This is a genomic window from Microbacterium plantarum (assembly GCF_035231185.1).
Lineage (GTDB): Bacteria > Actinomycetota > Actinomycetes > Actinomycetales > Microbacteriaceae > Microbacterium > Microbacterium plantarum.
This window is the reverse complement of the sequence record NZ_CP141117.1, coordinates 561,192-582,898: the sequence shown is the minus strand read 5'-3', so window position 1 is coordinate 582,898 and position 21,707 is coordinate 561,192. Positions and strand designations below refer to the sequence as shown.

The 21,707-nt window shown below is 71.1% G+C and carries 18 protein-coding genes; 3 read left to right on the top strand and 15 right to left on the bottom strand.

The window, feature by feature from the left end:
• Window positions 1-4 precede the first annotated feature (4 nt).
• The 9 genes from kduI to VC184_RS02690 form a co-directional block, all read right to left on the bottom strand.
• The gene (gene kduI / locus VC184_RS02730) at window positions 5-844 is read right to left on the bottom strand and encodes a 5-dehydro-4-deoxy-D-glucuronate isomerase (RefSeq protein ID WP_274178352.1); all 840 of its coding nucleotides are present in this window, start codon (window positions 842-844) and stop codon (window positions 5-7) included.
• A gap of 65 nt (window positions 845-909) precedes the next feature.
• Window positions 910-1,674 (bottom strand): 2-dehydro-3-deoxy-D-gluconate 5-dehydrogenase KduD, encoded by a 765-nt coding sequence (gene kduD, locus VC184_RS02725; RefSeq protein WP_269267195.1) that lies wholly within the window; start codon window positions 1,672-1,674, stop codon window positions 910-912.
• The gene (locus tag VC184_RS02720; RefSeq protein ID WP_323987222.1) at window positions 1,671-2,543 is read right to left on the bottom strand and encodes a fumarylacetoacetate hydrolase family protein; all 873 of its coding nucleotides are present in this window, start codon (window positions 2,541-2,543) and stop codon (window positions 1,671-1,673) included. The genes kduD and VC184_RS02720 overlap by 4 nt, the downstream gene beginning before the upstream one ends.
• Window positions 2,540-3,766, bottom strand: coding sequence for a glycoside hydrolase family 88 protein (locus tag VC184_RS02715; RefSeq protein ID WP_323987220.1), 1,227 nt, complete (start codon window positions 3,764-3,766; stop codon window positions 2,540-2,542). Before VC184_RS02715 ends, VC184_RS02720 begins: the two co-directional genes overlap by 4 nt.
• A gap of 21 nt (window positions 3,767-3,787) precedes the next feature.
• Window positions 3,788-4,459: a DUF624 domain-containing protein gene (locus VC184_RS02710; protein ID WP_269267190.1), complete on the bottom strand. Its 672-nt coding sequence runs from the start codon at window positions 4,457-4,459 to the stop codon at window positions 3,788-3,790.
• A gap of 4 nt (window positions 4,460-4,463) precedes the next feature.
• Complete coding sequence (locus VC184_RS02705) at window positions 4,464-5,384, bottom strand: carbohydrate ABC transporter permease (RefSeq protein WP_269267189.1); 921 nt, start codon at window positions 5,382-5,384, stop codon at window positions 4,464-4,466.
• Window positions 5,384-6,319, bottom strand: coding sequence for a carbohydrate ABC transporter permease (locus tag VC184_RS02700; protein ID WP_269267188.1), 936 nt, complete (start codon window positions 6,317-6,319; stop codon window positions 5,384-5,386). The genes VC184_RS02705 and VC184_RS02700 overlap by 1 nt, the downstream gene beginning before the upstream one ends.
• A 92-nt stretch (window positions 6,320-6,411) precedes the next feature.
• The gene (locus tag VC184_RS02695; RefSeq protein WP_274178349.1) at window positions 6,412-7,695 is read right to left on the bottom strand and encodes an ABC transporter substrate-binding protein; all 1,284 of its coding nucleotides are present in this window, start codon (window positions 7,693-7,695) and stop codon (window positions 6,412-6,414) included.
• Window positions 7,692-9,710 carry a DUF2264 domain-containing protein gene (locus VC184_RS02690; protein WP_274178348.1) on the bottom strand — a complete coding sequence of 673 codons (2,019 nt, stop codon included), beginning with the start codon at window positions 9,708-9,710 and terminating at the stop codon, window positions 7,692-7,694. Before VC184_RS02690 ends, VC184_RS02695 begins: the two co-directional genes overlap by 4 nt.
• A 166-nt stretch (window positions 9,711-9,876) precedes the next feature.
• Here VC184_RS02690 and VC184_RS02685 point away from each other — a divergent pair, with 166 nt between their 5' ends.
• From VC184_RS02685 to VC184_RS02675, 3 genes are read left to right on the top strand one after another with little or no spacing between them, the layout of a single operon-like run.
• The gene (locus VC184_RS02685; protein ID WP_323987217.1) at window positions 9,877-11,760 is read left to right on the top strand and encodes a heparinase II/III domain-containing protein; all 1,884 of its coding nucleotides are present in this window, start codon (window positions 9,877-9,879) and stop codon (window positions 11,758-11,760) included.
• On the top strand, window positions 11,757-12,872 hold the full coding sequence (locus VC184_RS02680) for a substrate-binding domain-containing protein (protein WP_269267185.1): 1,116 nt from the start codon (window positions 11,757-11,759) through the stop codon (window positions 12,870-12,872). Before VC184_RS02685 ends, VC184_RS02680 begins: the two co-directional genes overlap by 4 nt.
• Complete coding sequence (locus tag VC184_RS02675; protein WP_323987216.1) at window positions 12,869-14,518, top strand: acyltransferase; 1,650 nt, start codon at window positions 12,869-12,871, stop codon at window positions 14,516-14,518. The genes VC184_RS02680 and VC184_RS02675 overlap by 4 nt, the downstream gene beginning before the upstream one ends.
• Window positions 14,519-14,592: 74 nt before the next feature.
• Here VC184_RS02675 and VC184_RS02670 read toward each other — a convergent pair whose 3' ends face one another.
• From VC184_RS02670 to arfA, 6 genes are all read right to left on the bottom strand, one after another.
• Entirely contained in the window at window positions 14,593-15,726 is a 1,134-nt protein-coding gene (locus VC184_RS02670; protein ID WP_323987215.1) for a glycerate kinase, read from the bottom strand.
• 1 nt (window position 15,727) lies between these two features.
• Entirely contained in the window at window positions 15,728-16,765 is a 1,038-nt protein-coding gene (locus VC184_RS02665) for a LacI family DNA-binding transcriptional regulator (protein ID WP_323987214.1), read from the bottom strand.
• A 9-nt stretch (window positions 16,766-16,774) separates the two neighbouring features.
• Window positions 16,775-17,662 carry a sugar phosphate isomerase/epimerase family protein gene (locus VC184_RS02660; protein WP_323987212.1) on the bottom strand — a complete coding sequence of 296 codons (888 nt, stop codon included), beginning with the start codon at window positions 17,660-17,662 and terminating at the stop codon, window positions 16,775-16,777.
• Window positions 17,659-18,861 carry a dihydrodipicolinate synthase family protein gene (locus tag VC184_RS02655; RefSeq protein ID WP_323987210.1) on the bottom strand — a complete coding sequence of 401 codons (1,203 nt, stop codon included), beginning with the start codon at window positions 18,859-18,861 and terminating at the stop codon, window positions 17,659-17,661. Before VC184_RS02655 ends, VC184_RS02660 begins: the two co-directional genes overlap by 4 nt.
• Before the next feature lie 10 nt (window positions 18,862-18,871).
• Window positions 18,872-19,996, bottom strand: a complete 1,125-nt coding sequence (locus tag VC184_RS02650; RefSeq protein ID WP_323987704.1) for a Gfo/Idh/MocA family protein — start codon at window positions 19,994-19,996, stop codon at window positions 18,872-18,874.
• Between the two features lie 186 nt (window positions 19,997-20,182).
• Window positions 20,183-21,706, bottom strand: coding sequence for an arabinosylfuranosidase ArfA (gene arfA, locus VC184_RS02645; RefSeq protein ID WP_282502036.1), 1,524 nt, complete (start codon window positions 21,704-21,706; stop codon window positions 20,183-20,185).
• Between the last annotated feature and the right edge of the window lies 1 nt (window position 21,707).

Here is a 21,707-nt window from a genome sequence, read left to right as displayed (position 1 = left end):
CCGCTCACTTCAAGGTCGTGACGGGTGCGGCATCCATGTCGTCGAACGTCTGGTTCTCGCCCGCCATCGCCCAGATGAACGAGTACGCCGCAGTACCCACTCCGGAGTGCAACGACCAGCTCGGCGAGATGATCGCCTGCCGGTCGGCGACGACGAGGTGCCGGGTCTCCTCGCGCTCACCGAGCAGGTGGATGATGCGGGCGTCCTCGGGGACGTCGAAGTACAGGTAGCACTCGGTGCGACGGTCATGGGTATGGGCGGGCATCGTGTTCCACATCGAGCCCTCGTGCAGCGTCGTCACGCCCATGACGATCTGACAGCTCTGCACGCCGTTCTCGTGGATGTACTGGTTGAGCGTGCGGCGGTTGCTCGTGGCCTGGTCGCCGAGCTCGCGCACGGTGCCCTCGCCGGGCGACACGAGCGCCGCCGGGTAGGCGGTGTGCGCGGGCGCCGAGAACAGGTAGAACTGCGCGCCCCCCTGGCCATCGGCCGCGTCCGCGTCGGCGAAGACGACGTCGCGGATGCCGCGGCCGAGGTACAGGCACGCGCCCGTCACGAGCGTGTAGACCTCGCCGTCGGCGGTGACCGTGCCGGTGCCACCGACGTTGATGATGCCGACCTCGCGGTGCTCCAGGAAGTAGTCGCTGCGGATCTCGGGGTAGCCCGGAAGCACCAGCTCGCGTCCGGCCGGCACGGCGCCGCCGAGGACGATGCGGTCGTGGTGGGTGTAGACGACGGTGATCTCACCCGGCACGAACACCTCGGGCACGAGGTACTGCTCGCGCAGGTCGGCGGTGGTCATGCCGGGGATCTGCGCGGGGTTGGTCGCGTAACGCTGCTGCATGGGGGTTCCCTTCTGGGGCGGTTCGGCGGGATGCCGGTGATGGAACGGGGAGGACCGGGGCCGGCTCAGCGGACGAGCCAGCCGCCGTCGACGGGCACGATCGCGCCGGTGACGTACGCCGCGGCATCCGAGGCGAGGAAGACGAAGGCACCCTGCAGGTCGCCGGGGGTGCCCCACCGGCCGGCGGGGATGCGGGCCAGGATCGATGCCTCGCGGTCGGCGTCGGCCCGGATCGGCGCGGTGTTGTCGGTCGCCATGTACCCGGGCGCGACCGCGTTGACGGTCACCCCCGACGCGGCCCACTCGTTCGCGAGCGCCTTGGTGAGGCCGGCGACCGCGTGCTTCGACGCCGCGTAGCCGGGCACGAGGATGCCGCCCTGGAACGACAGCATCGACGCGACGTTGATGATGCGCCCCGAGCCCTGCGCGATCATGCGGCGCCCGGCGGCCTGCGACAGATGGAACACGGCGTCGAGGTTGACCGCGAGCACGTCGTCCCAGTCGGCGGCCGGGTGGTCGGCGGCCGGGGCACGACGGATGATTCCGGCGTTGTTGACGAGGATGTCGATGCCGCCGAGCTCGGCGACCGTCTCGGCGACCGCTTCGGCGAGCTGCTCCGGCGTCGCGGTACCGAGATCGAGGCGGATGCGGTGCGCGCGGCGACCGAGCGCGGTGATCGCCTCCGCCGTCTCGGCCGCGTCGCCGCGGTCGAGTAGCGCGACATCCGCGCCTGCCTCGGCGAGAGCGACGGCGGCGCCCTGGCCGAGGCCGCGAGTGGAACCGGTGACGAGGGCGACGCGGCCGTCCAGCCGGAAGGAGTCGAGGATCATGCGGGGCCTCCGATGAAGGTGGTGGTCAGTTCGCCGAGACGCTCGATGCGCACGGTGACCGTGTCGCCGGGACGCAGCGGGCGGTGGCTGGCCTGCGCGTCCGGCAGCTTCTGCGGCGTGCCGGTCGAGATGACGTCGCCGGGTTCGAGCGTCATGACGCTGCTGAGGTACGACACGACGCGCGCGACCGAGAAGATCGTGGTGGCGGTGGACTGCGAGACGGTCACGACGCCGTCGCGGACGACCTCGACGAGCATGTCCTGCGGGTCGCCCGCCTCGTCGGGTGTGACGAGCCACGGCCCGAGCGGCGCGAAGCCGTCGAAGCACTTGCCCATCGCCCACTGGCTCTGCCGCCGCTGCCACGAGCGGTCCGACACGTCGTTGAGAATCGTGTAGCCGGCGACGTGCGAGAGCGCCGTCGCCTCATCGACATCCTTGGCCCGCCGCCCGATGACGACGGCGATCTCGCCTTCGTAGTCGACGTCGTCCGCGACCGCGGGCACCACGACGGGGTCGGCCGGTCCGGCGAGGGTGTTGGGGGTCTTCACGAAGATATCGGGGAACGCGGGGTCGTCGGCGGTCGGGTCGGCGCCGTCGGGCACATGCCCCCGGTAGTTGTAGCCGAGGCACAGGATCTTCCCCGGACGCACCGGCGCCTCGAGCCGCGCTGCCGACAGCTCGAGGTCGGCGACATCCGCACGCGCTGCGGCGCGGTCGAGCGCGTCGCGGTCGGCCGCGAGCAGGTCGGTCAGCGCCGCGGGTCCGAGGTCGACGACGCGGTCGACGCCGTCGACCGTCACGACGACGCCCGACCGGACGGCCCCCTCGGCATCGGCCGCGCGGACCGCGCGGTAACGGACGAGCCTCACCAGTACGGCTTCCAGTCGGGGCGCGCCGCGCGAACCAGAGCCTCGAGGTAGAAGTAGTCGCCCCACAGCGTGCCCTCGTCGACGCCGACGGACTTCGGCAGGTCGTAGACGCTGTGCAGCAGCACCGCGTCGGCGGCTTCGGGGCTCTCGGGCGTGTAGTTCTCGATGAGCGACGCGAGGATCTCGTGAGCCGCCGCACGATAGCGCGAGGCGGCCTCGGTATCGGCATCCGTCCCCGCTTCGAGCACGCCGGCGAGTTCGAACAGCCCCGACACCGCGATCGCGGCCGACGAGCTGTCGCGCGGAGCGTCGGCGCCGTCGGTGTAGACCATGTCCCAGAAGGGCACGCGGTCGCTCGGGAGGTGCGAGAGGAAGCGTTCGGCGCAGCGACGCGACGCGTCGAGCAGCGCCGGGTCGCCGGTCGCGCGGTGGTTCATCGCGAAGCCGTAGATTCCCCACGCCTGACCGCGCGCCCAGCACGAGTCGTCGAATGCACCCTGCTCGGTCGCTCCGCGCAGCGGCTCACCGGTCTCGGGGTCCCAGTAGAAGGTGTGGAAGGTCGTGTCGTCGTCGCGCAGGATGTGCGTGCGCAGCTGCGTCGTGTGGCGCCGCACCGCGTCGGCGAAGCGCTCCTGCCCGGTCTGCTCGCCCGCCCAGGTGAGCAACGGCATGTTCATGAGGCTGTCGACGATCGTGCGTCCGCGCTGCGCGGGGTCGGAGAGATCTCCCCATGCCTGGATGATGCCGGCGGGCTCGAGGAAGCGGCGCATGAGGTGATCGGCGGCCGCCAGGGCCGTCTCACGCGCGTCCTCGTCGCCGAGCAGCCGGTAGGGCGCGACCGAGGCGAGGCTGTACAGGAACCCCAGGTCGTGCGTGTCGAGGTCGTCCTCGTCGCGGATCCGTCGCGCGAAGTCCGCGGCGTGGGCCAGCCCGGCGTCGCGGAAGAAGGCGTCGCCGGTGATCTCCCACGCGATCCACATCATCCCCGGCCAGAAGCTGGTCGTCCAGCCGCGGTTGGCGCCGGCCGGGAACCCGTTCGCCGCGGGGCGGATCGGGTACCGGTCATCGTGCGTCGTGTCGTCGGGGTAGCTCAGCCCGAAGGTCTCGATGTTGCGGCGGAGCGTGCTCAGGGCGTCGGCGATCGCCGCCTCGATGGCGCCGCTGTCGCGCGCGAGGGCCGCGTCCGCGGGTACGCCGAGGTCGGTGCCGGGGAGGGATGTCATGTCGAGGGGTTCCTTCGGGGTTCAGACGGTCTGAGGCTCGGGATCACCGAGCGCCGGACGGAGGATGTATCGGGCGTTGGCCCAGGCGAGGTAGAGCGCCGGCGCCGAGGTGAGACCGATCGCGATGGCCGGCATCGAGACGAACAGCCCCGCCTGCAGCGCGATGACGGCGAGCGAGACGAGGCTCAGCCACCACCGGCGCACGCTCAGGAGCACCGCCGCTCGGGCGATCGAGCGCAGCGAGGCGTCGGGCTCTTCGGCGAGGGCAGCGAACGCGACGAGACCCGATGCGAGCAGGAGCACGGTCAGCACGCCGAGCACGGGGACGACCGCGACCCCCGCCTGCATCGGTGCGAAGAAGCGGACGTCGACCAGCACGACGACGAGGGCCGCCACGACGATCCCGCCCAGCACGATGGCCTTGCGCCACGAGCGCTTCCAGCTGCGGACGAAGGTCCGGACGACCTGGTTCTCACCCTCGCCGTGGGCGCGGAAGGTCGCGAACGCCGCCGTGATGCCCGGTGCGCACACCGGTGCCACGACGGCGAGCATCGGCCACGACAGCGCGGGGTCGGTGATCACCAGCAGCACGACGAGCGGCAGGCACGATGCCAGCAGCAGCAGGTTCGTCATGAGCCCGAGGTAGACGACGCCGAAGACGGTTGCGTAGGTGTTGTGCGAGATGCGCTTCACGGCCTCAGCCCTTCATCCCGCTGGTCGCGATGCCCTCGACGAAGTACTTCTGCCCGACGAGGAAGATGATCGCGATCGGCACCACCGAGATGACGAGTCCGGCGAACAGCAGGGCGTAGTTGGTGTCGTAGAGGTTGCTCACGAAGCTCTTGAGTCCGAGCTGGATGGTCCACAGGTCGGGGTTGCGCAGGTAGATGAGCGGCCCCAGGTAGTCGTTCCAGGTGTTCACGAACGTGAGCAGCGTGAGGCTCGCGAGGGCGGGCACCGAGAGGGGCAGCATGATGCGGCGCCAGATGCCGTACTCGCTCAGGCCGTCGAGGCGCGCGGCCTCCGAGAGCTCCTCGGGGATGGTCTCGTAGAACTGCTTCATGAGGAACACCCCGAAGGCGCCGAACGCCTGGATGAGGATGATGGCCCACAGCGTGTTCGAGACCTTGACGTTGGAGAGCAGGATGAACTGCGGGATCATGTACGACTGCCACGGCACGGCGATCGTGCCGATGTAGGCGAGGAACAGCACGTCGCGGCCGGGGAAGCGGATGCGGGCGAAGCCGTAGGCCGCGAACGACCCGGTCAGCACCTGCAGGAAGGTGACGACGACCGCGAGCACGAGCGTGTTGCGGATCCAGGTCAGCATCCCCGACTGGTTCCAGATGTCGACGTAGTTCTGCCAGACGAACACCTCGGGGATCCACTGGATCGGCACCGAGAAGACCTCGTTCGCCGTCTTGAGCGAGCTCATGATCATCCAGAAGAACGGCAGCAGCAGTGCCGCCGCGGCGATGATGAGCGCGACGTAGCCGGCGAGGCGTCCGACGCGGCGCAGCGGCGACACGGTGTCGGGGCGGTGTCCCTCGGGCAGGCCGTCGGCTGCGATCTTGCGCAGCGCCCGGCGGTCGTCCTGGGGTACGAGAAGATTCGTCATCAGACGTTCCTCCGCTTGTTCCAGATGAACTGGAGGATGGTCACGAGGATGCAGAGGAAGAAGAGCGCCACGGCGGCCGCGGAGGCGTAGCCGAACTGGTTCTCCTCGAACCCCTTGCGGTAGATGAACTGCGAGATCACGAGCGTCGACTGACCCGGCCCGCCCTCGGTCATGACGAGGATCAGGTCGAAGATCTTGAACGAGTTGATCGTGAGCATCACGGTGACGAAGAACATCGTCGGCCGCAGGCACGGCAGGGTGACGTTCACGAAGCGCTCCCACGCGTTCGCGCCGTCCATGCGGGCAGCTTCGTAGAGCTCGCGGGGCACGGTCTGGAGCCCCGCGAGGAACAGGATCATGTAGTAGCCCATGTCTCGCCAGGTGCTGACGATGACGACGGCGGGCATCGCCCACTCCGACGAGGTGAGCCAGCCGGGCGGGTTGGCGATGCCCACGGCGCGGAGGATCTCGTTGATCGGGCCGTACTCGGGGCTGAAGAGCAGGTTCCACACGACCGCGATCGCGACGATCGAGGTGATGTAGGGGAAGAACGCGGCGGTGCGGAAGAACGCGACGCCGCGCAGCTTGTTGTTCAGCAGCAGCGCGAGACCGAGCGACGCGATGATCGTCAGCGGGATGTGCAGCGCGGCGTAGTACAGAGTGTTGACGAACGAGATGCGGAAGCTGCCGTCACCGAGCAGCCGCTCGAAGTTGGCGAGGCCCACCCAGTTCGCCGTGCCGAAGATGTTCCAGTTCGTCAGCGACATGTAGAACAGGGTGATGACCGGCACGAGGGTCAGCAGGGCGAAGCCGACGAAGTTCGGCAGGATGAAGCTCCACCCCAGCAGCGTGTTGCGCAGGGTCAGCTTCGATCGCCTGCGGCGCTGCGCCGGCTCGGGGCGGCGCGCCTTCGGTGAGGCGGCAGTGGTGGTCATGGTGTCTCCTGGGGAGGACGGCGGGGGATGCGGCCGGCGCGGGGTGCCGCGCCGGCCGCGGGGTGCCGTCGGCGAAGCGACGGCGCGCGGGATCAGTCGAGACCGACCTCGTTGGCGACACGGTCCTCGGCCTCGGTGATGGCCCGCTCGACCGGGGTCGAGCCCGACAGGATCGCGCTGTGCATGTCGTTGAGGATGTTCTGGATCGCCGCCGTCTTGTTCGACGTCGGGTTCTCGGGGTGGACGTCGCCGGTCGACCACGCGAACTTCGACAGCTCGTCGGTCGGAGCGCCCTCGACGGCGAAGTACGCCTCGGTGACGGCGTCGTTCGACGCGGCCGGGGTGATGCCGATCTTCGCCAGCTCCTCGGCGGCCTCCAGGCTCGCGGCATAGGCGAGGAAGTCCTTCGCCGCCTGCACCTTGGCGCCGTCGATGTTGGCGTTGATCGAGAAGCCGGTCGGGTCGCCGAACGTCACGGGCGTGTTGTCCATGCCGGTCGTCGACGCGTCGAGCTGCGGGATCGGCGCGATGCCCCACTCGAAGTCGTTGGCCTCACCGGAGGCCTGCTGCGAGATCAGGGTCGCGACGTACCACGTGCCCATCGGCAGCATGGCGGCCTTCTGCGTGCCGAACTCGCCCTGGTAGGTGAGCTGGTTGGCCGTCGAGGTGTTGAAGTCGACCTGCGCGCCGGCACCCTGGAGCGCGAGCACCCGGTTGTAGTAGTCGGCGAAGTAGCCGTAGTCGCCCGAAAGCACGTCGGTGTCCTCCTGTGCCGAGGCGAAGCCCTGCACGGTCGACTGCCAGCGGTGCTGGTAGGTGCCCTTCGCGACTCCCGCGGTGTTGATCGCCTCGGCGGCCGCGTCGTAGTCCTCCCACGTCCACGAGCCGTCGGGGTACTCCTGGCCCGCGGCGTCGAAGAGCGTCTTGTTGTAGAACAGCACCCAGCGGTCCTGGCGGTAGGGCACGCCGTAGGCGGTGCCGTCGACCTCGTACGACGAGGCGCCGCCGACGCCGTCGGGCAGCTCGACGTCGGAGACGTCCATGAGCTGGCCGCCCTCCTGGAACGTCGTGACGAACTTCACCTCTTTCTGGGTGATGATGTCGGGTCCGACGCCCGCGGCGAGGTCGGCGGTGACCAGCGTGTTGTACTCAGCCGCGTCGTACTGCTTGAGCTCGACCGTGACGTCGGGGTTCTTCTCGTGGAAGGCGTCGGCGAGCACCTGGAACTCGGGGGTGGTGTCGAGGCTCCACCCCGACAGGGTCAGGGTGACGGGGCCGTCGGCGGTCTGGGCGGGCTCGGATCCCCCGCCGCAGGCGGCGAGCGACAGGGTGGCGACGACCGCCATTCCTGCTGCGGCTGCGAATTTGCGCTTCATGCGTGCTGCTCCTTTGCGATTGCGTGCGAGGTCCCACGTCGGACCTCGTGATGCCGAAGCGCCGGGGCAGGCGATTCGGAGTCGATGAGACGGCTCACGGTCCGGGCCCCGTCGGGCCAGGTGACCGTGACCGAGGCGCCGTCGACGGCGACGGCCGCGTGCGGTGCGCTGCGCTCGCCACCGGCGAGATCGAGCAGGGCGACGACGGGCTCGCCGACGCGCACCGCGTGCTCGATGACGGGCACGAGCGTGCGGACGCCGAGCGGATCGGCGTCTGCACGAGACACGAGTCCCGCGACCCCGCCGGTGGTCAGGGCGCGGATGCCGCTGCTGCGGCCCCGCGATGACACCCACGCTCCGGTGTCGTCGGTACCGCCGACCACCTCGTCACCCGAGAGCGGCCAGCCGCCGAGGCGGAGTCGCAGCGATGCGGCATCCTGCCCGGGCGCGAGTGCGTCGACGACGATGACACGCACCTCCGACGATCCGCGGACGATCGAGGTGGTCGTGACGGTGCCCACGGACGTGGCATGTCCGACCAGCCCGGATCCGTGACGATGCGCGCTGGGGACCGGGTCGACGAGGTGCGCGTCCCAGCGGGATGCCGCGATCCCGACCCGCCCGTCCGCGTCATCCTGCACGCGCACGTCGCGCAGGGTCATCGCCGTGCGGTGCGTCGCACGTCCGTCCGAGTCGACGAGTGCGACCGACTGCTCGAGCGGCTCGAGCCAGCCACGCTCGTCGACGATCGGCGAGGTGGCCGTGGAGTAGCCCAGTCGCGCATAGAGCGGTGAATCGGTCGTGCGGTCGCCCGGGAACGCGTGGTCGGTGCCGTGGTTGACGATGCGGACGATTCCGTCGGCGACCGTGCCCGACACGATCCAGCCGGGCGATGCGATCGCGCGCAGGTCGTCCCCCGCCTCGATCGGCAACGGCTCGGCCGGGGCCGTCCAGGCCGGGTGGTCGGCGGGCAGCAGCAGACCGAGGAAGCCCTTGACGGCCCAGTACGGCGAACCCGGGCCGGAGTACGACTGTGCGAGCCCGCGCCAGGTGCCGTGCCAGCCCATCGTGAGCAGGCCGTCGGCATCGGGGGCGCCGTGTTCGGCGAAGTGCGTCACGATCCGGTCGGCGGCGTGGCGGAGGCGGCCGGGGCTGTGTGAGGGCACATTCGCGATGGCGCCGGCCCAGAACGGCGCGGCGGCGGCGAAGCGGTAGATGAGGCTGCGGCCCTGGATGAGGGGCGAGCCGTCGCCGCCGACGAGCGCGAAGGCGTCGTGGAGGAACGCGTCGAGTCGGGCGACGTCGGCGCCCGTCCGGCCCCCGGCGAGATCGGTGGCCCCCGTCATGCGCGCCCACAGGATCGGATAGACATGCAGAGCCCACCCCACGTAGTGGTCGTAGGAGCGCTGGGCACCGTCGGAGAGCCAGCCGCCCTCGCGGACGAACGAGTCGTGACGGGCGAGGTCGGCGGCGATGTCGTCGGCCGACCAGGGGCCGCCGACCGAGCGCAGGAAGGTCTGCACGACGATGCGGAACCAGACCCAGTTGGTCTGCGGATAGGTGTCGTCGCCGACGACGGGAGCGAGGTAGTCGACGACGCGCTGCTGCGTGAGGTTGTCGAGACGCTCCCAGATCCAGGGGCGGGTCAGATCGAGGACGAGGGCGAGGGATGCCGCCTCGACCTTGGCCTGCGCGTGCTCCTCCATCCGAACCCACCGGTCGGGTGCGTTCGGGTCGACGCCCGAGACGATTCCGCGCGAGTAGTGCGCGATGAGCTCGTCTACCCCCTCGCCTCGTGCGCCCGCGATCCGGAATCCTGCGAGCAGGAAGGTGCGCGCGAAGCCCTCGAGCCCATCGACGGCGTGACCGTAGCCACCCTCGGCGCCCGGGAAGTGGATGCGGCCCGCGCCGGGCGTCGCGTGACGGAGCGCGGCATCGAGCAGAACGTCGGCGCGGGCGACCCAGGTGTCACGCTCGGTCGCGCCGTGTGGCGGGTTCGGGTGCTCAGAAGTCACCGGTTCTCCTTCGAAGGGCTTCATGGTCGTCATCGTTGATCGCGACCGATTCGGAGATTAGCAACCCGATTCGATCATTGCAAGATCTTCTTCGTTTCCTTATGATCGATACTGATCGATTTATTCGTCTGGACTGGTGACACCGCCGTCACCCGAAGGAGCAGCCGTGCTGTGGAACACCGAGGGATTCGCCGGCCCGCTCGCGGCCGTCTGCGGCGATGTCCCGGCTCGCCTCCGCCCGCCCGCCGACGCCCTGCCCGTGCCCGACGCCGACCACTGGGCCCGACTGGTCCCGTCATCCGCCGTGCGCCCGCTCGTCGACCGGGCACGCGCGGACCTCGACGCACCGTGGCCGCAGCCCCGCGCGAGCGCGGCAGCGCGCGTGCATCGCGACGGCGACCGCGACGGCTACGAGCAGCAGGTCTTCACGCGGCAGCGGCGGCTGAGTCGGGCGGTGGTCGCAGCACTGTCGGACCCCGACCCCCGATACCTCGATGAGGTCGCGGACGGCGTCTGGCTGCTGTGCGAGCAGTCGACGTGGTGCTGGCCCGCCCACGACGACACCTTCTCGCGGCACGGGTCGGTGCTGGCGACCGTCACCGACCCGTTCCTCGATCTCGGCGCGGGCGAAGTCGTCGGACAGCTCGCGTGGATCGACCACGTGCTCGGGCGACGACTCGACGACCGGTACCCGGGACTGCGGCAGCGCATACGTCACGAAGCCCGAGCGCGCGTCATCGACCCGTTCCTCCGGCGACGCGACTGGCACTGGCTCGGACTCGACGGTCACGTCCACAACTGGAACCCGTGGATCCACGGAAACGTCCTGGTCGCCGCGCTCGTGCTCTGCGACGACGGCCGCGAACGCGACGAGCTCGTCGCCCTCGTGGCGCAGGGTCTCGACCGCTACGTCGCGGCTCTGCCCGCCGACGGCGCGATCGACGAAGGCTACGCGTACTGGTGGAACGGCGCGTGCCGGGCGCTCGAGGCCCTCGACCTGCTCGCCTACGCCACCGACGGCGCGTGGGATCCCGTGCCCGAGGTGGACTCCTTGCGTGAAACGATCGCGTTCCCGCATCGCTCGCATCTCGGCGGCCCCTGGTACGTCAATCTCGCCGATGGCCCCGCCCGTCCGCCGGCGGACCAGCCGTGGCACGCCCTGCACCGGGCGGCTCTCGCCGTCGGCGACGACGACGCCCGCCGACATGCCGCCGCGCATCGCGCCGACGACGCGCCCGCCACCGAGGACGCCGGGCTCGGTCGCCTGCTGCGCGCCCTGTCCGACGACGCGTGGCTCGCGGAGCCGCGCGAATCCAGCCCGTTGCCCCCTGGGGTCTGGCTTCCGTCCACGCAGGTCTGGCTCGCCCGCGGCCACGCGGGCAGCGCCGCCGGACTCACCATCGTGATGAAGGGCGGCCACAACGACGAGAACCACAACCACAACGACGTCGGCTCGATCATCGTCGCGTCCGACGGCGTGCCGGTGATCGTCGACGCCGGCCGGCCGACCTACACGGCGCAGACCTTCGGCCCCGGCCGATACGACATCTGGACCATGCAGAGCGACTGGCACAGCGTGCCCCGCATCTCGGGCTCGGCGCAGCCGCATGGCGCGGCGTTCGCGGCATCCGATCCGGTCATCGTCCGAACGGATGAGATGGAGGCGCTGGATCTCGAGATCGGCGGCGCCTACCCCGCCGGCTCGGTACGCTCGTGGCGACGCCGGGCTGCGCTTCACCGCTCGGGACACGTCACGATCGACGACCGCTGGGAAGCCGCCGGACCGGATACCGAGGTGCGCCTGCTCCTCGCGGGCTCCGTGACGACGGGCGACGGATGGGCTCGCGTGACACCGCTGGACGGCGCGACCCCGGTGCGCATCACGTGGCCCGCCGGGGCACCGCACACCCTCGTCGTTCGCGAACTCGACGATCCGATGCTGACCGACGTCTGGGGCGACCGCCTGAGCCGCCTCGCGATCAGCGCCGGTGGTCGTACCGAGCTGCGTGTCACGGTAGAACAGGAACGGAACGAGGACGAGCGACCATGACCGACCCCACACCGGCGCTGCTGGCGGCCGAGCGCCGCGCGCATATCCTGGCGACGATGGAGCGCGAGGGCGCCGTGCGCATCTCGCAGCTGACCGACGAGCTGGGCGCCGCCACGGTGACCCTGCGACGCGACCTCGCGCAGATGGAGCAGGAGGGGCTGCTGCAGCGCGTGCACGGGGGCGCCATCCCCGCCACCGGTCAGCACACGCACCCGCCGGTCGCGGGCAGCGGCCCCGAATCTGCCGCCGGCTCGATCGCCGTGCTCGTCCCCTCGCTGAACTTCTACTGGCCCGGGGTCGTGCGAGGCATGGAGGCCGCCGCACGCCGCCACGGACTCAAGGTCCACCTCCGGGGAGCGTCGTACGAGCTTCAGGACGAGCGTCCCGTGCTCGAGCGTCTCGTCGCGAGCGGCGACATCCGCGGTCTGATCGTCGCGCCGAACACCGACACCCCGCATTCGCAGGACGTCGTTCAGTGGCTCGCCGACTGCGGCACACCGAGCGTTCTCGTCGAGCGCGACGCGATCGTCCAGCCCGCCGGGGTCCCCGTCGAGGCGGTGACGACCGACCACGCGCTCGGCGCGGTCCTCGCGGCGCGCCACCTCGCCTCGCTCGGACACCGCAAGGTCGGGCTGGTGCTCTCACGCAACTCACCCACCTCGCGCAAGATCGCCGCCGGCTGGCAGGCCGCGTGCGAGGAGCTCGGGCTCACGCCCGCCCAGCACATCGAGACGACCCTGCCCGACCGGGCGAGCGCGGAGTTCTCCGCCGCGGTCGACACGACCCTCGACCGGGCGCTCGGAAGCGGTGTCACCGCCCTTCTGGTGCACTCCGATCCCGAGGCGATGGCGTTCGTCGACCTCGCGCTCAACCGCGGCATCTCCGTGCCCGACGACCTGTCGATCATCGCTTACGACGACGAGGTGGCGGAGCTGTTCACGCCCGCGCTCACCGCCGTCGCACCGCCCCGCGTCAGCGTCGGCGAGACGGCGGTCGAGCTGCTCGTCTCGCGGATGGCCGACCCCGGCCGGCCCACCCGTCGCGTGATGCTCAACCCCACCCTCGTCGTGCGCGAGTCCACCGTCGCACCGCGGGCGGACGGCCCGGCGTGATCGACCGTCACGACTACTCGCCGTGGGACTTCTGGTCCACGGCATCCGCGGAGAGCCGGCGCCGCCAGCGCGAGCATCAGGCGGCGCTGGCGAACCAGCACGCGGACTGGTCGTTCGGCGATGACTGCTTCGTCTCGGAGCTCGCGGCGCTCGACGCCGACACCCTCGACCTGGGCGATCGCTCGTACATCGCCGCGGGCGCATATCTCACCGGCACCCTGCGCATCGGCGCGGACTGCTCCGTGAATCCGCCGACCGTGGTCCGCGGCGACGTCGTCTTCGGCGACGGCGTCAGGATGGGCGCGCACAGCTCGGTGCTCGGCTTCAACCACTCGATGGAGCCCGGGACGCCTGTCTTCCGGCAGCCGCTGACCAGCCGCGGCATCCGCATCGCCGACGACGTCTGGATCGGCTCGCACGTCGTCGTCCTCGACGGGGTCACCGTGGGCGCCTCGGCGGTGCTCGCAGCCGGTGCCGTCGTGACGAAGGACGTGCCCGCAGGCGCGATCGTCGGCGGCAACCCCGCTCGTCTGCTGCGGTGGCGCGTACCGCCCGGGGACGAGGCCGCGGCGCCGAACCGTCTGCGGGTGCGTCTGACCGACTTCGCCGACCGGGCTCGCGCCGAGGCCGGCGAGGTGCTCCGGCGTTCGCTCGACCCGGATAGCGGGCTGTACGCCGACCGGCCGGGCGCCGCGCCGACGGTGCGGGCGCAGGGCGATGCCGTCGAGATCGCCGACCTCCTGTTGGGGTCGACGCCGCCGGACAGCGACCGGTCCGAGCTCATCGCCCGGCTGCGCGGCTGGCAGGATCCGGAGACGGGCGCGGTGCCGCCGCTCGGCGCGGTCGGCGTCCCCGGCTGGGATGACGGCGACACGGCCTATCACGTGCTCTCGACCGGCTACGCGCTCGACCTGTTGGGGTCGGAGTTCGCTCACCCCATCGGACTGATCCGCGACGCCACGGCCGATTCCGTGATCGCACGGCTCGATGCATTGCCCTGGGACACCGATCCTTGGAACGCCGGACATCACGTCGACGCGATCGGGACGGCTCTGCTCTGGGCCCGGCGCCGGGGCGACCGCATCACCCCGGGGGTGGCCGAGGCGCTCTTCGGATGGCTCCTGACGCATGCGGATGCCGCGAGCGGCATGTGGGGCCGGCCTTCCGCCGACCGCGGCCTGCTGCTCGTCGTCAACGGCTTCTACCGGGCATCGCGCGGGACCTTCGCACAGCACGGCATCCCGGTTCCCCATCCCGAAGCCGTCATCGACACGGTGCTGCGACACGCCCGCGACGAGCGATGGTTCGCCCCGTCACGGCTCGACGCCTGCAACGTGCTCGACGTCGCCCATCCCCTCTGGCTCACGCGGGCAGCCGGATACCGCCGCGCCGAGGTCGAGAACCTCGCGGCGCGCCTGCTCGACCATGTGCTCGACGAATGGCGAGCGGGGTCGGGCATGAGCTTCCACCTCGCCGGTGCGGAGCCGGGACTCCAGGGCACCGAGATGTGGCTCGCGATCGTCTGGTACCTCGCCGACCTGCTCGGCCTCTCGGACGCGCTGGGGTATCGACCACGGGGCGTCCACCGCCCCGAACCCCCGGCATCCTCGCATCAGTCACTCAATGCACGGCCAAGCGCCCAGTGAACGACCTTCCTACGTGAGCAAGCCGTGCGCTCGCGGCGAAGCCGTTCACTCGGGCGAGTCAACGCGCGGGCAGGCTAGATACGGGCCAGCGCGGCGCCGGCGGCGCGGAGCCAGCGAGCGGGGTCGGCGAGTGAGGCCGCGGCGGATCCCGCGAGGTCGGTGAGCGAGACGGATGACGCGAACGCTGCGATGTCGGCGTCAGCGGCGATCCGCCCCGCGACGAGGGCGACCGGCACCCCGGCGCCCGCGGCGAGCTCGGCGACGAACGCGGGGACCTTGCCTGCCGCGGACTGCCCGTCGAACGAGCCTTCGCCCGTGATGACGAGGTCGGCTCGGGCGATGGCGTCGGCGAGGCCGATGAGCGCGGCGACCTCGCGGGCGCCCGGGCTCAGGCGCGCGCCCCACGCGAGCAACCCGAACCCGGTGCCGCCGGCGGCTCCGGCCCCCGGCGTGGCAGCAAGCGACGCCCCATCCGGCACGAGGTCGGCGAGCCCGCTCAGCGCCGCGTCGGCTGAGGCGACCTGAGCCGTGTCGAGCCCCTTCTGCGGTCCGAATACGGCGGCAGCGCCACGCGCACCGAGCAGCGGGTTCGACACGTCACTGAGCACGTCGACGCCGCCCGGGGGAAGCGGTCGGAGCTTCGACAGGTCGACGTGCGCGATGTCGGCGAGGCCGCGCGCGCCGGGCACGACGTCTCGTCCGGCGGCATCCGTGAACCGGGCGCCCAGCGCGCGCAGCATCCCGGCTCCGCCGTCGGTCGACGAGCTCGATCCGATGCCGAGCACGAGGCGGTCAACTCCGGCGTCGAGCGCGGCGGCGATCGCCTCGCCGAATCCGGTGGTGTCGGCGTCGAGGCCGCGTCGCTCGTCGCCCAGCAGCTCGATCCCCGAGGTCGAGGCCAGCTCGACGACTCCCACGGAGCCGCGACCCGACGGCGCGGACCGGTCGCCGGATGTCGGGGGAAGCAGCAGCCAGGACGCATCGACGGCTGTCCTCGCGGGGCCCGTGACGGTCACGGGCATCCGGCGCGCCTCGGGGATCGCCGCGGCGAACGCGTCGAGCGTGCCCTCGCCGCCGTCCGCCATCGGGCGCAGTTCGAGAACCGCGTCGGCGTCGGCGGATGCCCACCCCGCGGCGAGCTCACGCGCAGCCTCAGCGGCCGCGATGGACCCCTTGAAGCTGTCGATCGCGACGACGACGCGCGTCACGTCACGCGCTCCGCGGCGGGGTGCTCTCGCGCAAGAGCACCTCGAGGGGCAGCGCAGCCGCGGCCCCGTCAGCATCCGTGTCGACGGCGGCGCGGAGCGCGCTGTACCCGACATCGGGGAGCGGCACCCGCACGGTCGTCAGGGGCGGTGTCACGTCGCGACCGGTCGGGATGTCGTCGAAGCCGGCGAGCGCGATGTCGGTGCCGGGCTCGCGTCCTGCGGCACGCACCGCGGTGAGGGCTCCGATGGCGACGACGTCGCTGATGCCGAACACGACGGTTCCCGGCTCGACGCCGTCGGCGAGGGCCGCTGACATCGCCTCGGCACCGGACTCACGGCTGAAACCACCGCGGTACACGCGGGGCTCGGCTCCCCCGCCGCTCGTGAAGCCGTCGGCGAAGCCGGCGAGACGGTCGTCGCTCGTCACGACGCCCTCGGCGGCGGCGAGCACGATGGCCGAGCGGTAGCCGCGCGCGGCGAGCGCGGCCCCGAGCTCGCGGGCGCCGCCGCGGTTGTCGATGGCGACGCTGCGGATGCCGGGGGCGCCCGGGCCCAACGCGACGACGGTTCCCCCGCTCGCGGTGATGAGGTCGAGCTCGGTTCTCAGCTCGTCGGACATCTCGCGCGACGTGCGCGAGGCGGCGAGGATGATGCCGCGAGGGCGCTGTCCGCGCAGCGCACGGACGAGCCGCAGCTCACGCGCGGGATCGCGCTCGGTGATGGCGACCGTGACGACGAGCCCGGCTTCGTCGGCGCCGCGCGCGACGCCTGCCGCGAGCTGCCCGAAGTACGGGTCGGCGATGTCGGCCACCAGCAGCGCGACGATCGCGGACGTGCCGCGCGCGGTCGCCTGCGCCGACAGGTTGGCCGTGTAGCCGAGCCGGGCCGCGGCCTGCTCGACGCGTTCGCGATAGGCGTCGGCGACCTTGCGGGTCGAGCCGTTCAGCGCCCGCGAGGCGGTCGCGAGCGACACCCCGGCTTCTCTCGCCACATCGTGCAGCGTGGCCGAGCCACGCGGCGACATCCCCGTCTGTCCCACGAGCCGAGTCTATGCGGTGGGGGTGCGCGCGCCCGAGAGGTGCGGCGTCACAGCGGCACCGAACGCCTCGGCGGTGCGGCGCACGACCTCGGCGGGATCGGCGGCCCAGATGTCGGCGTTGAAGATCTCCACCTCGATGTCGCGGTCGTACCCCGTCGCCTCGACGGCCCGGGTCAGCGATGCGAAGTCGATGACCCCGTCGCCCGGATAGTGGCGGCTGAGCAGGACGTCCGCGGGCAGCGGCGTTCGCCAGTCGCACACCTGGTAGGTCGCGATGCGCCCCTCGCGCCCGGCCCGCTCGATGGCGGGCAGGACGTCGGGGTCCCAGAAGATGTGGAACGTGTCGACCGTGGCGCCGACGACCTCGGGCTCGAAGTCGGCCGCGATGTCGAGGGCCTGGCCGAGCGTGGAGACGACGCAGCGGTCGGAGGCGAACATCGGATGCAGCGGCTCGATCGCCAGCGTCACCCCCGCCGCCTTCGCGTGGGGGGCGAGCTCGCCGATCGCATCGCGCACCCGCTCCCGCGCGCCGACGATGTCGCGCGACCCCTCGGGCAGTCCGCCGGCGACCAGCACGAGGATCGCGGTGGAGCCGGGCGCACCGGCGGCGGCGAGCGCGGCGGCCTCATCGATCGCGACCCGGTTGTCATCGATCGAGGAGCGCCGGGCGGGACCCTCCGGCATCGTGAAGAAGCCCGCCCGGCAGTGCGTGGTGAACCGCAGGCCCGAGTCCGTCAGCATGGCGGCGGCGGTGGCGAGACCGACCTCCTGCACGGGCTCGCGCCACAGTCCGATCGCCTCGATCCCGGCATCCGCGGTGACCCGCAGCGCGGTCGCGAGGTCGGCGTACTTGATCGTGGCCTGGTTGATCGACAGGCGCGGGTCGACGACGCTCATGCCCGGACTCCGTTCAGGCGCAGCATCGCGTGCCAGCGGTCCGCGGCCAGTTCCGGCTGTTCGAGCGCGTACGACGCGTTCGCGAGCTCGACGATCCGGGAGAGGTGCGGCAGGCTGCGCGCCGAGTGCAGTCCGCCGACCATCTGGAACGCAGCCTGATGGCCGTTGAGCCACGACAGGAACGCGACGCCGGTCTTGTAGTAGAACGTCGGTGCCGCGAAGATCTGCCGGCTGAGCTCCTCCGTCGGTCCGAGGATCGCGAGATACCGGTCGGCATCCCCGGCGTCCAGAGCCTGGATGGCGGCGGAGGCGACCGGAGTGATCGCCGCAAAGGCGCCGAGCAGCGCGTCGGAGTGCTGCCGCGGCGAGGCGAGGTCGCGCTCGGGCTGGGTCGCCTGGGGCACGTCTGCGCCGCCGATGAGGCCGACGTAGTTGAAGTCGTCGCCGGTGAACATGCGCACGCCTTCCGGCAGCCGCTCGCGCACCGACACCTCGGACGCGGCGTCGAGCAGGCTCATCTTCACGCCCGCGACCCTGTCGGCGTTCTCGCCGATGATCTCGACGAGGACGTCCGATGCCGCGCGCCAATCGGGCGAGCCGAAGTAGCCCGCGAGGATCGGGTCGAAGGCGGTGCCGAGCCAGTGCAGGACCACCGGACCGGATGCCGCGGCGAGCACCTCGCGGTACACCCGGCGGTAGTCGTCGGCCGACGACGCCGCACGGGCGAGGTGCCGCGACGCCATGAGCACCGGACCCGCACCCTGGTCCTCCGTGAACGCGAGCTGGCTCTTGTAGGCGTCGATGACCTGATCGAGCGAGATGTGCTCGTCGTCGACGTGATCGGTGTTGACGCCGACGACGACCGAGCCCCCCTCCTCGCGCGCGACCTCGGCGGAGCGAGCGATGAGCTCGCGCGTCGCGGCGGCGTCGAGCCCCATGTTCCGCTGCGCAGTGTCCATGGCGTCGGCCACGCCGAGACCCCAGGAGTACACGGCGCGGCGGAAGCCGAGGGTCGCGTCCCAGTCGATCTGCGCCGGCTGGCCCGGGGTGTTGTCGGCCGAGACGACGGGAACGACATGGGCCGCCGCGTAGGCGACCCGGCTGCGCAGCGCGCTCGTCGGCCGGGCGAAGCCGGGCGCGTCGTTCAGCGGGACGGAGGTGACGGCGCCGTCGGCGCCGAGGAGGGTGAGGTCGGTCATCGTGCGGCGCTCAGATGCTCAGCGCCGGAAGCTCGACCTTGCGGCCCTCGCGGCTCGACTGCAGGCCCGCCTCGGCGAGCTGCACCCCGCGGGCACCCGCGAGGAGGTCGAACTCGTAGGGAGTCTCGGTCACGTACGAGGTGAGGAACTCCTCCCACTGCTGACGGAAGCCATTGAGGAAGACGTCGTTGGTGGGCACGCTCTGCCAGTCGGCGTCGTAGTCGTGCGTGTCCTCGAGGTCGGGGTTCCACACCGGCTTGGGGGTCGCGTTGCGGGGCTGGATCTTCGCACCGAACAGCCCCACGACGGCGGAGCCGTGCGTGCCGTCGACGTGGAACTCGACGAGCTCGTCGCGGTTGACGCGCACCGTCCACGACGAGTTGATCTGCGCGACGACCCCGCCCTCGAGCTCGAAGACGCCGTAGGCGGCATCCTCGGCCGTGGCGGTGTAGTGCTCGCCCTTCTCGTCCCAGCGGTCGGCGATGTGCACGGCGGCCTGGGCGTAGACGGTCTTGACGTCGCCGAAGAGGTTCTCGAGCACGTAGTTCCAGTGCGGGAACATGTCGACGATGATGCCGCCGCCGTCTTCGGCGCGGTAGTTCCAGCTCGGGCGCTGCGCGGGCTGCCAGTCGCCCTCGAACACCCAGTAGCCGAACTCGCCGCGCACCGAGAGGATGCGGCCGAAGAAGCCCGAGTCGATGAGGCGCTTCAGCTTCTGCAGGCCCGGGAGGTAGAGCTTGTCGTGCACGACACCGGTCTTCACCCCCGCCTCGGCGGCGAGCTTCGCGAGTTCGAGCGCCTCGTCGACCGACTCTGCGGTGGGCTTCTCGGTGTAGATCGTCTTGCCGGCGGCGATCGCCTTGCGCAGCGCCGACGCGCGGGCCTTCGTGACGAGGAAGTCGGCGTAGATCTCCCAGCGCGGGTCGGCGAGAGCGGCGTCGAGGTCGGTCGTGTAGTCCTCGATGCCGTGCTTGGCGGCGAGGTCGGCGAGCTTCGCCTCGCTGCGACCGACGAGGAGCGGCTTGACCGTGACCTTGGTCCCGTCCGGAAGCTCGATGCCGCCCTGGTCGCGGATCGCGAGGATCGAGCGGACGAGGTGCTGGCGGTAGCCCATCCGGCCCGAGACGCCGTTCATGATGATGCCGATCTCGCGGACCTGCGGGGCGGTCGCCGTCTCCGGCGCGGGGCTGAGGGTGGTCGTCTCTGACACGGGCGTTCCTTTGCTTCGTCCGCTCACCGGTGGGGTGGTAAGCGCTTTCCCATACTGTAGATGGCTGTCACCCGCGGGCGCAACCCTGTGCTCGCGGGGTGCCGGAGCGGCTCAGCCCAGGCGGATGGCCGCCCACGAGATCGGGGGCAGCGACAGCGACAGAACGTCGTCGTCGAGCGCGATCCCGGGCACCGGAACCACGCCGACCCGGTCGGGGTCGTCGAGCGTGTTCGCGGCATATCGGTCGTCGTCGTGGAGGAGGTGCGATTCAACGATCGACACCGCTGCACCGGGATCGGTCGCGAGAGCCGACACGTCGATGCGCAGGTCCTCCGCGTCGGTTGTCGAACGGTTCACGACGAACAGTGTCGCGCCGTCGTCGTCCACGGTGGCGACGGCGTTGACGTTCGGCACCGCACCGAAGCGCTCGCTCTCGAACGTCCCGGACTCGACGGCGACCGAGATCGCGCGCTCCCCCGCGAGGCGCGACGTGAGCGAGAACGGGAAGAACGTCGTCTGTCGCCATGCCGGGCCGCCGGGCTCGGTCATGACCGGGGCGATGACGTTGACGAGCTGCGCGAGAGATGCCGACCGCACGCGGTCGCTGTGCTGAAGGAGCGTGATGAGCAGGTCACCGAAGACGACGGCATCCAACGCGTGGTACTGGTCTTCGAGCAGCCGCGGCGCGACCGGCCAGCCCGGCTCGCGCGGCTTGTCGTCCTGGCCGCCGTCGTCGTTGTGGAGGTACCAGACGTTCCACTCGTCGAAGGAGATCATGATGCGCTTGTCGCTCTTCTTCGTCGCCGCGACCGCGTCGGCGATGGCGACCACCGACTCGATGAAACGCGACATGTCGACGCCCGACGCGAGGAACTCCCGCGCGTCGCCGAAGCGCTCCTGGTAGTAGGAGTGGCACGAGATGAAGTCGACGTCGTCGAACGTGTGCTCGAGCACCGTGCGCTCCCACGATCCGAACGTCGGCATGCCGCTGCCCGACGAGCCGCAGACCACGAGCTCGACGTCGGGGTCGAGCATCCGCATCGCCTTGGCCGTGCGCGAGGCGAGCTTGCCGTAGTCGTCGGCGTTGCGGTGACCCAGCTGCCAGGGGCCGTCCATCTCGTTGCCGAGACACCACATCCGCACACCGAACGGGTCGCGCCGCCCGTTCGCGACGCGCTTTCGGGTCCACGCGGTGTCGGCGTCGGCGTTGACGTACTCGAGCAGGTCGATCGCCTCCTGCGTGCCCCGCGTTCCGAGATTGACGGCGAGCATGAGATCGCTGCCCACGAGCTCGAGCCAGCGCGCGAACTCGTGCAGGCCCACCTCGTTGGTCTCCGTGGAGTGCCAGGCGAGGTCGAGACGTCGCGGCCGCTCCTCGCGCGGCCCGACACCGTCCTCCCACCGGTATCCCGAGACGAAGTTGCCGCCGGGATAGCGGATGGTCGACACCCCGAGCTCGCGGACGAGCTCGACGACATCCGACCGGAAACCGTCGGCGTCCGCGGACGGATGACCGGGTTCGTGGATGCCGTCGTAGATGTGACGGCCGAGATGCTCGACGAAGCCGCCGAAGATACGGCGATCGATGCGGGAGATCTCGAAACGGGGGTCGATGGCGGCGTTCGTCGGCGTCATG